At 60.5% G+C, this 14076-nt stretch carries 16 protein-coding genes; 4 read left to right on the top strand and 12 right to left on the bottom strand.

Translation table 11 applies throughout. The features are described from left to right. Nucleotides 1–78 precede the first annotated feature (78 nt). From RGR602_RS05000 to RGR602_RS04975, 6 genes are all read right to left on the bottom strand, one after another. Nucleotides 79–882, bottom strand: a complete 804-nt coding sequence (locus RGR602_RS05000) for an endonuclease/exonuclease/phosphatase family protein (protein ID WP_039844197.1) — start codon at nt 880–882, stop codon at nt 79–81. Nucleotides 883–906: 24 nt separating this feature from the next. Beyond that, complete coding sequence (rnhA, locus tag RGR602_RS04995; protein ID WP_039844196.1) at nt 907–1347, bottom strand: ribonuclease HI; 441 nt, start codon at nt 1345–1347, stop codon at nt 907–909. After that, nucleotides 1344–2309 (bottom strand): homoserine kinase, encoded by a 966-nt coding sequence (locus RGR602_RS04990; RefSeq protein WP_039844195.1) that lies wholly within the window; start codon nt 2307–2309, stop codon nt 1344–1346. The genes rnhA and RGR602_RS04990 overlap by 4 nt, the downstream gene beginning before the upstream one ends. A 231-nt stretch (nt 2310–2540) precedes the next feature. Then, nucleotides 2541–3545 carry a 4-hydroxy-3-methylbut-2-enyl diphosphate reductase gene (gene ispH, locus RGR602_RS04985; protein ID WP_039844194.1) on the bottom strand — a complete coding sequence of 335 codons (1005 nt, stop codon included), beginning with the start codon at nt 3543–3545 and terminating at the stop codon, nt 2541–2543. Nucleotides 3546–3608: 63 nt separating this feature from the next. Next, nucleotides 3609–4364, bottom strand: a complete 756-nt coding sequence (locus RGR602_RS04980; protein ID WP_039844193.1) for an SURF1 family protein — start codon at nt 4362–4364, stop codon at nt 3609–3611. Beyond that, a complete protein-coding gene (locus tag RGR602_RS04975) occupies nt 4357–4740 on the bottom strand; it encodes a DUF983 domain-containing protein (RefSeq protein WP_039844192.1) in 384 nt (127 codons plus the stop codon). The genes RGR602_RS04980 and RGR602_RS04975 overlap by 8 nt, the downstream gene beginning before the upstream one ends. Before the next feature lie 127 nt (nt 4741–4867). On the opposite strand from RGR602_RS04975, the gene RGR602_RS04970 reads away from it, so the two are divergent. Further along, nucleotides 4868–5509 carry a chloramphenicol phosphotransferase CPT family protein gene (locus RGR602_RS04970; protein ID WP_039844191.1) on the top strand — a complete coding sequence of 214 codons (642 nt, stop codon included), beginning with the start codon at nt 4868–4870 and terminating at the stop codon, nt 5507–5509. Nucleotides 5510–5565: 56 nt separating this feature from the next. On the opposite strand, the gene RGR602_RS04965 is transcribed toward RGR602_RS04970, so the two are convergent. The 6 genes from RGR602_RS04965 to coxB all read right to left on the bottom strand — a co-directional run bounded on the left by RGR602_RS04965 (nt 5566) and on the right by coxB (nt 10885). Next, a complete protein-coding gene (locus tag RGR602_RS04965; protein ID WP_039844190.1) occupies nt 5566–6444 on the bottom strand; it encodes a cytochrome c oxidase subunit 3 in 879 nt (292 codons plus the stop codon). A 61-nt stretch (nt 6445–6505) separates the two neighbouring features. Continuing rightward, complete coding sequence (locus tag RGR602_RS04960; RefSeq protein ID WP_039844189.1) at nt 6506–7114, bottom strand: cytochrome c oxidase assembly protein; 609 nt, start codon at nt 7112–7114, stop codon at nt 6506–6508. Between the two features lie 4 nt (nt 7115–7118). Continuing rightward, nucleotides 7119–7256 (bottom strand): hypothetical protein, encoded by a 138-nt coding sequence (locus RGR602_RS36875; RefSeq protein WP_022716477.1) that lies wholly within the window; start codon nt 7254–7256, stop codon nt 7119–7121. Further along, nucleotides 7256–8212 (bottom strand): heme o synthase, encoded by a 957-nt coding sequence (locus RGR602_RS04950; RefSeq protein WP_022716478.1) that lies wholly within the window; start codon nt 8210–8212, stop codon nt 7256–7258. The genes RGR602_RS36875 and RGR602_RS04950 overlap by 1 nt, the downstream gene beginning before the upstream one ends. Nucleotides 8213–8278: 66 nt before the next feature. Then, a complete protein-coding gene (ctaD, locus tag RGR602_RS04945) occupies nt 8279–9976 on the bottom strand; it encodes a cytochrome c oxidase subunit I (protein WP_022716479.1) in 1698 nt (565 codons plus the stop codon). An 18-nt stretch (nt 9977–9994) separates the two neighbouring features. Further along, on the bottom strand, nt 9995–10885 hold the full coding sequence (coxB, locus tag RGR602_RS04940) for a cytochrome c oxidase subunit II (protein WP_039844188.1): 891 nt from the start codon (nt 10883–10885) through the stop codon (nt 9995–9997). Between the two features lie 341 nt (nt 10886–11226). On the opposite strand from coxB, the gene RGR602_RS04935 reads away from it, so the two are divergent. The 3 genes from RGR602_RS04935 (at nt 11227) to RGR602_RS04925 (ending at nt 13844) form a co-directional block, all read left to right on the top strand. After that, nucleotides 11227–11847: an invasion associated locus B family protein gene (locus tag RGR602_RS04935; RefSeq protein WP_022716481.1), complete on the top strand. Its 621-nt coding sequence runs from the start codon at nt 11227–11229 to the stop codon at nt 11845–11847. A 76-nt stretch (nt 11848–11923) separates the two neighbouring features. Beyond that, nucleotides 11924–13339 (top strand): metalloprotease TldD, encoded by a 1416-nt coding sequence (gene tldD / locus RGR602_RS04930; RefSeq protein WP_039844187.1) that lies wholly within the window; start codon nt 11924–11926, stop codon nt 13337–13339. Nucleotides 13340–13355: 16 nt separating this feature from the next. Then, on the top strand, nt 13356–13844 hold the full coding sequence (locus tag RGR602_RS04925; RefSeq protein WP_039844186.1) for a GNAT family N-acetyltransferase: 489 nt from the start codon (nt 13356–13358) through the stop codon (nt 13842–13844). Nucleotides 13845–14076 lie beyond the last annotated feature (232 nt).

Genomic DNA, 14076 nt, shown 5'->3' with positions numbered 1-14076 from the left:
GCAATGCTCGCTATTTAGGCAGTTTCTTAGTCTGAATAACGACGAGGCGTCGATATTGGAGGCAACCCGTGCTGAAGGCTACCCAATGTCCAGCAAGAGCGGCCGATGGTCGGACACTTCCGGTTCCCCGACGACGTCGAAGCGCACGACCCCGACTTCAGGCGTCACCAGCATATAATCCGCAAAACGCCCGTCTTTGGCATAGTGCGATGTTCTCGTATCCGTGAAGCCGCGGGAAGTGACGAGATCGGTGAGGCCGAAACCACCGAGCACATCGAACATGACGCTTCCGGGCAGCACGTTGAAGTCGCCGCAGACGACGAGAGGCTCGCCCTTGCGCCAGATCTGCCCGATCAAGCTGACTAGCGCGTCGGCTTGACCCCGGCGTGCGGGCGTATCGCCCTTGCCGGCCATGTCACGCAGGCCATGCAGGTGGGCGATCGTGATCGCTTGACCGGCCCCATAGTCGAAAAGGCGGAGGGCATGGGCGTTGCGGGCGCGCGGATGCTCTCCGTAGCTATCTGCCGAGAATTCGCCATGCACGAAATCTGCGGCGTGGCCGATGACCGCAACCGACCGATGCACGAACGTCGCAAGACCGAATTCCGAAGGCACGCTGTTTTCGTCATCAAAAAGCTCGCCTCTCGCCGTCGGCGAGAAGAAGGCGTCATGCTCGGGAAGAACCGCCTTGATCTCCTCGAAAAGGTTGGCGCGCTGCGGCAGGATGTGGCTGCCATCGCGATATTCCAGCCAGTCGCTCTTGACGGTCACGGAACGGGTAACCTCCTGGAGGCAGAGCACGTCCGCCTCAGCAGCCCGGAAATAGTCCATCAGCGGCCGATGCAGCTTGCCGCCCCAGGCATTCAGCGAAATGATGCGCAATATCACCTCCCCGGATTTGCCGCCCTACCGCCTCTTGAAGGGCGCCATGCCCATGCGCGCCAACTCGTCGGCACGCTCGTTCTCCGGATGGCCGGCATGGCCCTTGATCCAGTGGAGCGTCACTTTATGCTTGTTGCTGGCTTCCTCCAGCGCCTGCCAGAGCTCGGCATTCTTCACCGGTTTCTTGTCCGCGGTCTTCCAGCCGTTTTTCTTCCAGCCGAAAATCCACTTGGAAATCCCGTCCTTGACGTAGGCGCTGTCGGTATAGAGGTCGACCTCGCAGGGCGTCTTCAGCGCCGAGAGCGCCGAAATCGCCGCCATCAACTCCATGCGGTTATTGGTCGTCTCCGCCTCGCCGCCGGAGAGTTCCTTTTCAATGTCGCCATAACGCAGGATCGCGCCCCAACCGCCAGGACCGGGATTGCCTGAGCACGCGCCGTCGGTGAAAATATCGACGTGCTTCATGCCGAAAGCCCGTATTCAACGGCCGATGCGACCTGCCGGTGGAAGCGCAGCTTGCGCAGGTATTCGAGCGGATCCTTCTTGGTGACCATTGCGCCTTCCGGCGTCGTCAGCCAGTCATAGAGGCGAGTCAGGAAGAAGCGGAGCGCAGAACCTCGCGCAAGCACACGAAGCGCTGCGAGTTCGGCACTGTTGAGCGGCCGAACACTCTGGTAGCCTTCCAACATGGCAGTGCCCTTGGTGATGTTGTAGGCTCCGTCCTTTTCAAAGCACCAGGCGTTGAGAATGATCGAGACGTCGTAGGCAAGCAGATCGTTGCAGGCGAAATAGAAATCGATCAGGCCGGACAGCTCATCGCCGAGGAAGAAGACGTTGTCGGGGAAGAGATCGGCATGAATGACGCCGGCCGGAAGGTCCTTTGGCCAGTGGGCGGAGAGGAAATCGATCTCGCCCCGGATTTCGGCAGACAAGCCCTTCTCGACTTCGTCGGCGCGCGCCTCGGACTTATCCCAAAGCAACTTCCAGCCCTCCAGCGACAGCGCGTTCGGCCGCTTCAGTTCGAAACCTTCGGCGGCGATATGCATCTGCGCCAGGGCCTTGCCGACTTCGCGGCAATGTTTGGCCTCGGGCTTCCTCAGCCACATGCCTTCGAGGAAGGAAATGAGCGCCGCCGGTCGGTCCGAAAGCGTACCGAGCAGCGCACCGTCCTTGCGCGGAAGGGGCAGCGGGCAGGACACGCCGCGGGCAGCAAGATGCTGCATCAGGCCGAGGAAGAACGGCAGGTCTGCCTTTTCGACGCGCTTTTCGTAGAGCGTGAGGATCAGCGGCTTTTTGGTGGTGTGCAGCAGGAAGTTGGAATTTTCGACGCCTTCGGCAATCCCCTTGTAGGAAAGCAAAGTGCCGGCATCATACTCCGTCAAAAACCACTTCAAATCGTCTTCTGAAATATCGGTATAGACTGCCAAGGAGGGCTCTCACATTAAATACGCAAAGGGGCAGTGGTGAAGCGCATGGGGATACCCCCCTTTGTCACTTCGTGACATCTCCCCCACAAGGGGGAGATCAAAAGCATGCGTCTTGCCTTGCACTCTATCGTCTTCGTCGCGATTGCCGGAGACGGTGCTACTGCCGATCTCCCCCTTTGTGGGGGAGATGCCCGGCACGGCAGAGGAGGGTAAGCGGCACGATCCAAGCCTCTAATCCCCGTTCACAAAAGCCATGTCAGCCGTCGTCAGCTCGATGTTGCGCAGTTCCCGGTTGACCAGGAAATGCTCGTTTTCCTGCACGGTCTCGGCAAGCTCCACCCTGGCGTCGAAACGCGCCCGGAAGGCCTCGATGATCTCGTTGACGATCACTTCCGGCGCGGAGGCACCGGCGGAAAGGCCAAGCGTCGAAATCGGACCTATCTCGTTCCAGTCCAGTTCAGCGGCGCGCTGCACGAGGATCGACTTCTTTGCCCCTGCCCTCAGCGCGACTTCGACAAGGCGCTTGGAGTTGGAGGAATTCGGCGCACCGACGATGATGAAGAGGTCGCAGCCGGATGCGGCCTGCTTGACCACTTCCTGGCGGTTGGTCGTGGCATAGCAGATCGAGTCGGCGGCGGGTGCCGTCAGCTTCGGGAAACGCTGCTCGAGACGCGCAATCACGCCGGCCGTGTCGTCGACCGAAAGCGTCGTCTGGGTCACGTAGCCCAGATTGTCGGGATCGGCAGGCTGATAGGCATCGGCGTCTTCGACCGTCTCGATCAGCGAGACCGAGCCCTCGGGAAGCTGACCCATCGTGCCGATGACTTCCGGATGACCGGCATGGCCGATCAGCACGACATGGCGGCCGAGGCGATTGTGCCGCATCGCCTGCTTGTGAACCTTGGAAACCAGCGGACAGGTGGCATCGAGATAGAAAAGATTGCGGGCGTTCGCATCTTCGGGAACGGACTTCGGGACGCCGTGCGCAGAAAAAACGACGGGCTGGGCTCGGTGCTCTGCCGGTATTTCATCGAGTTCTTCAACGAAGACCGCGCCCTTGGCCTCCAGTCCCTCGACGACGTAGCGGTTATGTACGATCTCGTGGCGGACGTAGACGGGCGCGCCATAGGACTTCAGCGCCAGCACGACGATCTGGATGGCGCGGTCGACGCCGGCGCAGAAGCCGCGCGGTCCGCAAAGCCTGATCGTCAATGGAGGTTTCGCCGCTATGTTCATGTCATGTCCGGTAATCTGGGATAGGGGCTGTCTAGCCCAATATAAGAAGGAATTGAAGCGATACTATTGCGAGGCCGGCTTGCCGCGCCCGCGGAACCACGAGATCGCAACGATCACGACCAGCACCGCCGCCAGGCCATACCAAGTAAAGGCATATTGCAAGTGGTTGTTCGGCAGGTCGACGTCGGTGACGCCGCCGATCGGCAGGCCTTTCGGATTGGGCGTCGAATCGGCATCGACGAAGAAGGGCAAGACGCTCGCCTTGTTGAGACCAGTGCTTGCTGCCATCACGTCGAGGTCTTTCCAGTAGAAGATGTTCTTAGCGACATCGTTGTCCGGTACAAGCCGGGAAGGTTTTCCAGGCAACTTTTTGCGCGTCAGGCCGGTGACCATCTGCTCGCCGGTCAGTTGGCCCTGCATGCGCATTTCCGGCTCCTTGTTCTCAAAAGGAACGAAGCCGCGATTGACGAAGAGGTAGCGTCCGCCGGCAAGCTCAAGCGGGGTGTAGATGTAATAGCCTGTCTGGCCGCGCCAGGTGGCGAAGAAGTGCCGCTCCTTGTTGTTCACATAACGGCCGGTTGTCGTGACGGGCCGGTACTCGATGTCGCCGCCCGAGGCGAGCATCCGCTCGATATCGGCGAGCGGTACCGGCGACGAGGCGCGGCGCTGCGCAATACTGGCGATCAGCCCTTCCTTCCAATGCAGGCGCTCCACCTGCCAGGTGCCGAGCGAGACGAGGATGGCGAGAGCAATCAGCACGGCAATGCCGGTGAAGACCGGCAGCCTGCGACGCGCAGCCACGGCCTGGGTATCAGTCACTGGAAATGCGTCCTTCACGGGCATTGTGGCGGTATTGCACGGCGATCAGGATGCCCTTGCACCAACGCAGCGCCACCAGCGAAAGAGCGATCGTCAACGGAGCGAACAGCAGAATGTGCAGCCAGATCGGCGGCGAATAGTTCACCTCCAGCCAGAGCACGGAGCCGATGATGATGAAGCCGACGATGAGAATGACGAAGACGGCGGGGCCATCGCCGGAATCGGCGAAGGAATAATCGAGGCCGCAGGCTGCACAGCGTGGCCTCACCGCGAGCACGCCATCGAACAATTTTCCCTGTCCGCAGCGCGGGCAGCAGCCCCGCATCCCGGTCCTTACGGGATCCACAGGGGGAAAATTTGCACTGTCTTGGCTCATCGTCTTCCTTTCGGCCGGAGATCATTTTCAGCCGCGCCTTAACTCTCCCATAAAGTATCTGCAGGACGAAAGGAAATAGCTGCGCGATTTCGCCTCAGCGATTCGCGCCAAACAGAAGAAGAAGCTGATGAGTAACGAGAACCCTGCGGGCCAGATCGTGATCCTGAACGGGGCGCCGCGAAGCGGCAAGACGACGATCGCGAGAGCCGTTCAGCAGCAGTTCGAAGGACCTTGGATGAACCTCGGCGTCGACATCTACAATGCCGCGACGCCGGCGCGCTACCTGCCGGGCATCGGCCTTCGCCCCGGCGGCGAGCGCCCCGATCTTGAGGAACTGGTGCCGTTCTTCTACGCGGCACTCTACGAGTCCATCGCCATCCATGCCGGGCTCGGGCTGAACGTCGTTGCCGACCTCGGTCATCACGACGCCTTTTCGCAGCCGCTCGGGATTCTCACCGATTGCGCCCGGCGGCTTGAAGGTTTCCCGGTTCTCTTCGTCGGTGTGCGCTGCCCGCTCGACGCCATCATGAAGCGCCGCAACATCGAGGAGCCCGGGCGCGAGAATCTTTACGAAAGAGGCAATGGCGAGATCCCTGTTCCGGACCCCGTGCGGCGCTGGCAGGAGGAGGTGCACAGGCCGGGTATCTACGATCTCGAGCTCGATACCTCGGTACTGACGCCATATGAATGCGCCGAGGCGATCCGGCACCAACTCGATCTCGGAATTGCGGAGCCATCGGCCTTCGAGCGGATCGCTGCTTCAAGGTAGCGATGAAAAAAGGCGGGCGCCGATGGCTCCCGCCTTGCTAATTTTCTTTCGGTCCATCAGCCTGCCGCGACAGGAGCGCCCCAGCCGCCCCAGACGTAGATGCAGAAGAACAGGAAGAGCCAGACGACGTCGACGAAATGCCAGTACCAGGCGGCGGCTTCGAAACCGAAGTGCTGCTTCGGCGTGAAGTCGCCACGCAGCGCGCGCAGCAGGCAGACCAGCAGGAAGATCGTTCCGATCTGCACGTGGAAACCGTGGAAACCGGTCGCCATGAAGAAGGTGGCGCCGTAGATCGAGTTCTTGAACGCGAAGGGCGCGTGCATGTACTCGTAAGCCTGGACGCCGGAAAACAGGACGCCGAGCAGGACGGTGAGCGTCAGGCCCTGAATGAGACCTCTGCGATCATTGTGCAGCAGCGCATGATGCGCCCAGGTGACCGTCGTGCCGGACAGCAGCAGGATGACGGTGTTGTAGATCGGCAGGTGCCAGGGATCGAGAACCTCAATGCCCTTCGGCGGCCACTGGCCACCAGTATATGCAAGGCGCGACGCCTGGATTGCTTCATTCGCAAAGAGACTGGCGTCGAAATAGGCCCAGAACCAGGCGACGAAGAACATCACTTCCGAGGCGATGAACATGATCATGCCGTAGCGCAGATGCAGCGAGACGACGCGGGTATGGGCACCCTCATGAGCCTCCCTCACCGTATCGGCCCACCAGCCGTACATGACATAGAGTATCAGTACGAGGCCGATGTAAAACAGCCAGGGCTGGGCCCATTCGACGCCAAAAAGATGGAGCGAACCGCCGTTCAGGTAGCGCATATAGCCGACGCCGCCGAATGTTACGATGAAGGCGCCAAGCGACGCCAAAATCGGCCACGGGCTTGGGTCGATGATGTGGTAGTCGTGATTTTTCTGATGCGCATCGGCCATGTCAGATCCCCGGGATGTCTTCCTTCGCTTCGCCTCCGGCATAGCCGGAAACGATCCTCAATCAAAGTTTCTTTTCAACCTTCTGCGCTCTACCCTCGTTCGAAGCCACCGGCTCCGGTCCCTCTTTCGGGTAGAACGTATATGACAGCGTAATCGTGTGGATGTCTTTCGACTCGACGGCCTTGGTAATATCCGGATCGATATAGAACACTACGGGCATTTCAAGCTTCTGGCCCGGCTTCAGATCCGTTTCGGTAAAGCAGAAGCACTGGATCTTGTTGAAGTAGACCCCCGCCTCGCCCGGCGTCACGTTGAAGACTGCCTGGCCGCGTTGCGTCTCGTTCGACTTGTTCTCCGCCACGAAATTGACCTGGATGGTCTCGCCGATGCGCGGATTGACCTCGCGCTGCACCGGCTTGAAGTCCCAGTACAGGCCCGACGCCACATTGGCGTCGAAGGTCACGCGCATCTTGCGGTCGAGGATGACGCTCGACGCCTGATCGACACGCTGCGTGGTGCCGTTGTAACCCGTCATCTGGCAGAAGATGCGGTAGAGCGGAACCGCGGCATAGCTCATCGCCGTCATACCGATGACGAAGCTCAGGCACATGAAGACGACGGCGCCGTTGTTGCGGCCCTGCTTGTTCTGTGCGTTTACGGTATCGCTCATCGGTTTATCCTCCGTGCCCGGTGAACTTCACGATGGTGATGGCGTAGAAGAGAACGCAAAGGCCAGCAAGGGCGAGGCCGAGAGCGATGTTCCGGTTGCGGCGCGACTTGCGCTGCGCTTCCGTGAGCTTGACCGTTTCCATCAAAGCAAACCTCCTGCATGCGAGACCAGCATGGAAGCGAGCCGGTCTATCAACAGGGCAGAAAAGATGGCGAAGAGATAAAAGATCGAGAAAGCAAAAAGCTTCTTCGCCGGGATCATCTTGGGATCGCCATCCGGCATGCGCCAGACGGCGATCGAACAGTATATGAAGACCGCGCCGAGCGATGCCGCGACAAGACCATATCCCGCGCTCGCAAAGCCGAGGAAGGACGGAACGACGCCGCACACGGCCGTCAATACGGCATAGGCGACGATCTGGTGCTTGGTGGCGCGCTCGCCAGATACGTTCGGCAGCATCGGCACGCCGACGGCCTCATAATCGCGCATCTTGAACAACGCGAGCGCCCAGAAGTGCGCCGGCGTCCAGAGGAAGATGATGAGAAACAGGACGGTGCTTTCGATCGTCACCGAATTCGTCACGCACGCCCAGCCAATCATCGGCGGGAAGGCGCCGGCGGCACCGCCTATGACGATGTTCTGCGGCGTCGAACGCTTCAGCCACATGGTGTAGATGACGACGTAGAAGAAAATCGTGAAGGCGAGGATCGATGCCGAGAGCCAGTTGACCGCGAGGCCGAGGATGACGACCGAAAAACAGGAGAGGATCAGGCCGAAGGCCAGTGCTTCCTTCGGCGTGATGCGACCTGCCGGAATCGGGCGGCGCGCGGTGCGGGTCATGATGGCGTCGATATCGGCATCGTACCACATGTTAAGCGCGCCCGAGGCGCCTGCGCCGATGGCAATGCAGAGGATCGAAATCAGGCCGAGCACGGGATTGATGTGGCCGGGTGCCAGCACGAGGCCGGCAAAAGCCGTGAAGACCACGAGCGACATGACGCGCGGCTTCAGAAGCTCGAAATAATCGCGCGCACTGGCTTCCGACAGGAGATGTTCGCCGTCGTTCACAAGTACCTCGTGATTGTTTATGACCCTCATTCTTCCGTCCTGCATTCTTCAAGGCCGGGCGCCGCATTTGCATGCGGCGCCCGGAATATCAGCATCTTACTTGATGCGCGGGAGCTGTTCCCACTGGTGATACGGCGGCGGCGAAGGCAGCTGCCATTCGAGCGTCGTGGCACCTTCGCCCCACGGATTGTCGCCGGCGACGCGCTTCCTGGCGAAGGCTTCGAAGACGCCAAAGAGGAAGATCAGCACGCCGAAGGCCGAGATGTAGGAGCCGATCGAGGAAACGTAGTTCCAGCCGGCAAATGCATCCGGATAGTCGATGTAACGGCGCGGCATTCCAGCAAGGCCGAGGAAATGCTGCGGGAAGAACACCAGGTTGACCCCAATGAACATGACCCAGAAGTGCAGCTTGCCGACGAACTCGTTGTACATGTAGCCGGTCATCTTCGGGAACCAGTAGTACCAGCCGGCGAAGATGGCGAAAACGGCACCGAGCGACAGAACGTAGTGGAAATGTGCCACGACGTAATAGGTGTCATGCAGCGAGCGGTCGAGACCGGCGTTAGCGAGCTGAACACCCGTCACGCCGCCCACCGTGAACAGGAAGATGAAGCCGATCGCCCAGATCATCGGCGTGCGGAAGGTGATCGAGCCGCCCCACATCGTTGCAATCCACGAAAAGATCTTCACGCCCGTCGGAACGGCGATGACCATCGTCGCGAAGACGAAGTAGCGCTGCGCATCGAGCGACAGGCCGACCGTATACATGTGGTGGGCCCAGACGACGAAGCCGACGGCACCGATCGCGACCATGGCATATGCCATGCCAAGGTAGCCGAAGACCGGCTTGCGCGAGAAGGTCGAGATGATGTGGCTGACCATGCCGAAGCCTGGCAGGATCAGGATGTAGACTTCCGGGTGACCGAAGAACCAGAACAGGTGCTGGTAAAGAATCGGATCGCCGCCGCCTTCCGGCGCGAAGAACGACGTGCCGAAGTTGCGATCGGTGAGCAGCATGGTGATGCCGCCTGCCAGAACCGGCAGCGAGAGCAGCAGCAGGAAAGCCGTGATCAAAACGGCCCAGGCGAAGAGCGGCATCTTGTGCAGCGTCATGCCCGGAGCGCGCATGTTCAGGATCGTGGTGATGAAGTTGATCGCACCGAGGATCGAGGAGGCTCCCGCGACATGCAGCGCAAAGATCGCAAGATCGACCGCCGGACCGGGCGTACCGGAGGTGGCAAGCGGCGGGTAGAGTGTCCAGCCGCCGCCGGCACCGTAAGCGCCCGCCGGGCCTTCGACGAACATCGAAAGCACGAGCAAAAGGAAGGCGGGAACGATTAGCCAGAAGGAAATGTTGTTCAGACGCGGGAATGCCATGTCCGGCGCACCGATCATGATCGGCACCATCCAGTTGGCAAAACCGCCGATCATCGCCGGCATGACCATGAAGAAGATCATGATCAGCGCGTGCGCAGTCGTGAACATGTTGAACATCTGCTTGGCGCCGTCGATGGCGGCGTCGCCTTCGTAACCATAGACCATCGAGGCCAGGCCGTGGAAGATCTGGATGCCTGGCTCCTGAAGCTCCATGCGCATGGCAACAGAGAGCGCGCCGCCGACGATGCCGGCAATGATCGCGAAGATCAGGTAGAGCGTGCCGATGTCCTTGTGGTTCGTCGAAAAGAACCAGCGGTTGACAAAGCTCGGCTTGTGCGAGTGGTCGTGATGATCGTCATGCGCATGAGCGTCATGCGAGTGATCATGAGAATGATCGTGAGCGGAAGGTCCAGCCATTGTCCCGAGCCCCTTCTATTACTGTATGTTTTCGGCGACGTCGACGGTCTTTGCAGGACCGTCGGTGGCAGCCAGGAGAGCCTTGTAGGCTCCAGGAAGATCAGAAGCGGCAGCCGTCAGCCACTGCTTGTACTTGTCTTCGGACACGACGCGGATCGCGATCGGCATGAACGCGTGATCCTTGCCGCAGAGCTCGGAACACTGGCCGTAGAACAGGCCTTCGCGCTCCGTCTTGAACCAGGTTTCATTCAAACGGCCGGGAACGGCGTCGATCTTGATGCCGAAGGACGGCATGGCGAAAGCGTGAATAACGTCGGTCGGAGCGGCCGTCACGAGAACACGGACCGTCTTGTTGACCGGCAGAACCACTTCGTTGTCGACGGCGAGCAGACGCGGATAGGTGGCGAGGTCGGACTTGCCGGCAGCTGCGCGATCTGGATCCTTGAGCAGGTAGGAATCGAAGGCGAGCGGCGTCTCGCCGGTGCCTGCGTATTCGTAATTCCACTGCCACTGGGTGGCCGTCGCTTTCAGCGTGACATCCGGGTTTTCCGGTAGGGTGAGCTGCGCCGTCAAAAGGTTGAACGACGGAACGGCAAGGAAGAGAAGAACGAGAACCGGCCCGACCGTCCAGATGACTTCGATCAGCGTGTTGTGGCTCGTCTTCGAAGGCACCGGATTGGCGCTGGCGCGGAACTTGAAACAGGCGACGATCAGCAGCACGAGAACGAAAAGCGTGATCGGAACGATGAACCACAGCGTATATTGTTCGAACCAGCGGATTTCCCGCATGATCGGCGTTGCCGCCGGCTGCAGCGTTGCCTGCCACGGCAGCGGCTGATCGGCAAGACTGCCGGAAGCAAAAAGCAGACAGACCAGCGCGGCCAGTGCTGCATAAGCCTTCTTAATCACCTTAGTATCTCCCTCGAGCGCTTGATCTGCCACAAATCGAACGCAGAATCCTTGCCATCTTCAGCGCTTCAAACCACAGTTTGCCATCTACCGCAACAGGCCAGAGCGATTGTCTATGCGGCATTTTTGCCTAAAGTCAAATTCCGCAGCCAGGGCAAAACATTCCTGAAGATTTTCATGGTCATATGAAAAAGACCGGCTGCAACCAATCCGCCCTCCCGACAATATCGGCGAAAGGTCCTATTTCTGCCGTAGTCCCCCGGTTTTGACGGGGCGGGGCTTTTCATTTCCGATGGCGGCCTTCAACAATAGCGGCACTGATTCGAATTCCAGAGGTTTCCATGGGTTTCCGTTCCCTCGCGCGGTCGCTTATTCTGACCACCAGCATCGCAGCCGCGGCGACAACCCCCGTATTTGCCCAGCAGCAGCCTGCGCCGAAGCCGCCTGCCCAGCAACCGGCACCAGCACAGCCGGCACCAGCGCAACCGGATCGCCCGCAGCAGGCAACGCCCGGACAAAGCCAGCCACAGGCCCCCGGAACCGTGAAGTCCAACCACGGCGCATGGTCCGTCGTCTGCGACAAGCCGGCTGGCGCTTCGGCCGAGCAATGCGCGCTGATGCAGAACGTGATTGCCGAAGACCGGCCGGAGGTCGGCCTCTCGGTCGTCGTGCTGAAGACCGCCGACCGCAAGTCGAAGATCCTCCGCGTTCTGGCGCCGCTCGGTGTCCTGCTGCCGAACGGCCTCGGCCTCAATGTCGACGGCAAGGACATCGGCCGCGCCTATTTCGTGCGCTGCTTTGCCGACGGCTGCTACGCCGAAGTCGTGCTCGAAGACGAGCTGCTGAAGACATTCCGCAGCGGCACCAGCGCCACTTTCATCGTCTTCCAGACGCCCGAAGAAGGCATCGGTATTCCGGTCGACCTCAAGGGCTTTGCAGAAGGCTACGACGCCCTGCCCTGATAGGGGCTTGCTCGAACAGCTCTGCGGACCTACATCGGCCTGGAAGCGTTTCTGCTTCGAAGCGGAGAATACGACTATGAATACCGACCTGCTGACGCTGTTCGACGCCGACGAAACGACGATGCGCAAACACGTTGCCGAGGCGCTTTCCGGCTCCGATGACGGCGAGCTCTTCATCGAGCATGCGCAGGCGGAATCGCTGATGTTCGACAATGGCCGCCTCAAGGGCGGAAGCTTCAATACCGAGCAGGGTTTCGGCCTTCGCGCCGTCGCCGGCGAAGCGGTCGGCTACGCACATGCAGGCGATCTTTCGGTTGCGGCACTGAAGCGCGCGGCAGAGGCCGTAGGAGCGGTCACGAAGGGCTATTCTGGCAGCTACGCCGCAGCGCCCCAGCGCACCAACAAGAAATTCTACGGCGACGAGAACCCGATCGGCTCGCCAACCTTCGAAGAGAAGGTTAAAGTCCTGACCGATATCGATGCATACCTGCGCGGCAAGGACGACAAGGTGCGCCAAGTGACGGCCTCAGTCGCCGCAAGCTGGCAGGTTGTTGATATCCTGCGCGCCGATGGTCATCGCGTTCGCGATATCCGCCCGATGACGCGCATCAACATCTCCGTCATCGTCGGGAAGGACGATCGGCAGGAAAGCGGCTCCTATGGCAGCGGCGGGCGCATCGGCTTCGGCGATTTTATTGCCGAGGGCAATTGGCAGTACGGCGCCGACGAAGCGCTTCGTCAGGCACTCGTCAATCTCGAAGCGATCGAAGCGCCGGCCGGCACAATGGATGTCGTTCTCGGCTCCGGCTGGCCGGGCGTTATGCTGCACGAAGCGGTCGGCCATGGCCTCGAAGGCGATTTCAATCGCAAAAGGACCTCGGCCTTCGCCGGCCTGCTTGGCCAGATGGTGGCTGCACCGGGCGTCACCGTGGTCGATGACGGCACGATCGATAGCCGACGCGGCTCGATCACCATCGACGACGAGGGCACGCCCTCCGGCTACAACGTGCTCATCGAGAACGGCAAGCTCGTCGGCTACATGCAGGACCGCCAGAACGCCCGGCTGATGGGCATGCAGCCGACCGGCAACGGCCGCCGCCAGGGCTATGCCCATGTGCCGATGCCGCGCATGACCAACACCTACATGCTCGGCGGCGACAAGATGCCGGAAGAGATCATCGCTTCGGTGAGGAAGGGCATCTATGCCGTCTCCTTCGGCGGCGGCCAGGTGGACATCACCTCCGGCAAGTTCGTCTTCGGCTGCACCGAGGCTTACCTCATCGAAAACGGCAAGATCGGCGCACCAATCAAGGGCGCGATGCTGATCGGCAACGGCCCGGATGCGATGAAGCGCGTATCGATGATCGGCAACGATATGAAGCTCGACACCGGCATCGGCAATTGCGGCAAGGCCGGGCAGTGGGTTCCGGTCGGCGTCGGACAGCCGCATCTGCGCATGGACCAGGTGACCGTTGGCGGCACGACAACCTGACGATCCGGAGGTGGCGATGAGCGAGATCGAGATTAGACCCTTCGCCGCCCCTGACATCGATGGCGTCTTTTCGGTCATCCTGCCGATCCAGCGCGACGAATTCGGCTTCGCGATCACAGCCGACGACCAACCGGATCTGCAGGTCATCCCGGATTTTTACCAGTCCGGCAAGGGCCAGTTCTGGGTCGCGGAGCTTGACGGCGTCATCGTCGGCACGATCGGCCTCAAGGATATCGGCAACAACCGGGCAGCGCTCCGCAAGATGTTCGTCGCCGCGCCCGTGCGCGGGCCCCGATACGGCGTTGCCGCAAGGCTGCTCGACACGCTCTTTACCCATGCCAAAGCGCACGGCATTCTCGAGATCTTCCTTGGCACGACCGACAGGTTCCTGGCCGCGCATCGCTTTTACGAGAAGAACGGCTTCACTGAGATCAAGCGCGGCGACCTTCCCCGCTCCTTCCCCTTGATGGCCGTGGACAACAAGTTCTACCGGAGGGAAGTCTAGCGATCGTCCACCGGACCAGAGTCTCAGTTCAGGAGTAATCTTTGGCGGCAGAAGTTCCTGCTGAATATCACCTCGCCTGGATGTTCGGCGCATGAAACGCGTTTTGAGGCCCGCCAGACGCTAAGGCAGGTATTTTGAGCTGATGAACGAGCCGCTCCCCTGGACGAACGAAAGGGAGCGCGTCTTACACCGAAGAACAGGGCGGGTGGTCGATCGCCGGGAGCTTGCGTGG

The sequence above is a fragment of the Rhizobium gallicum bv. gallicum R602sp genome (genome assembly GCF_000816845.1).
Taxonomy (GTDB): Bacteria; Pseudomonadota; Alphaproteobacteria; order Rhizobiales; family Rhizobiaceae; genus Rhizobium; species Rhizobium gallicum.
This window is presented reverse-complemented; position numbering and strand designations above follow the sequence as displayed.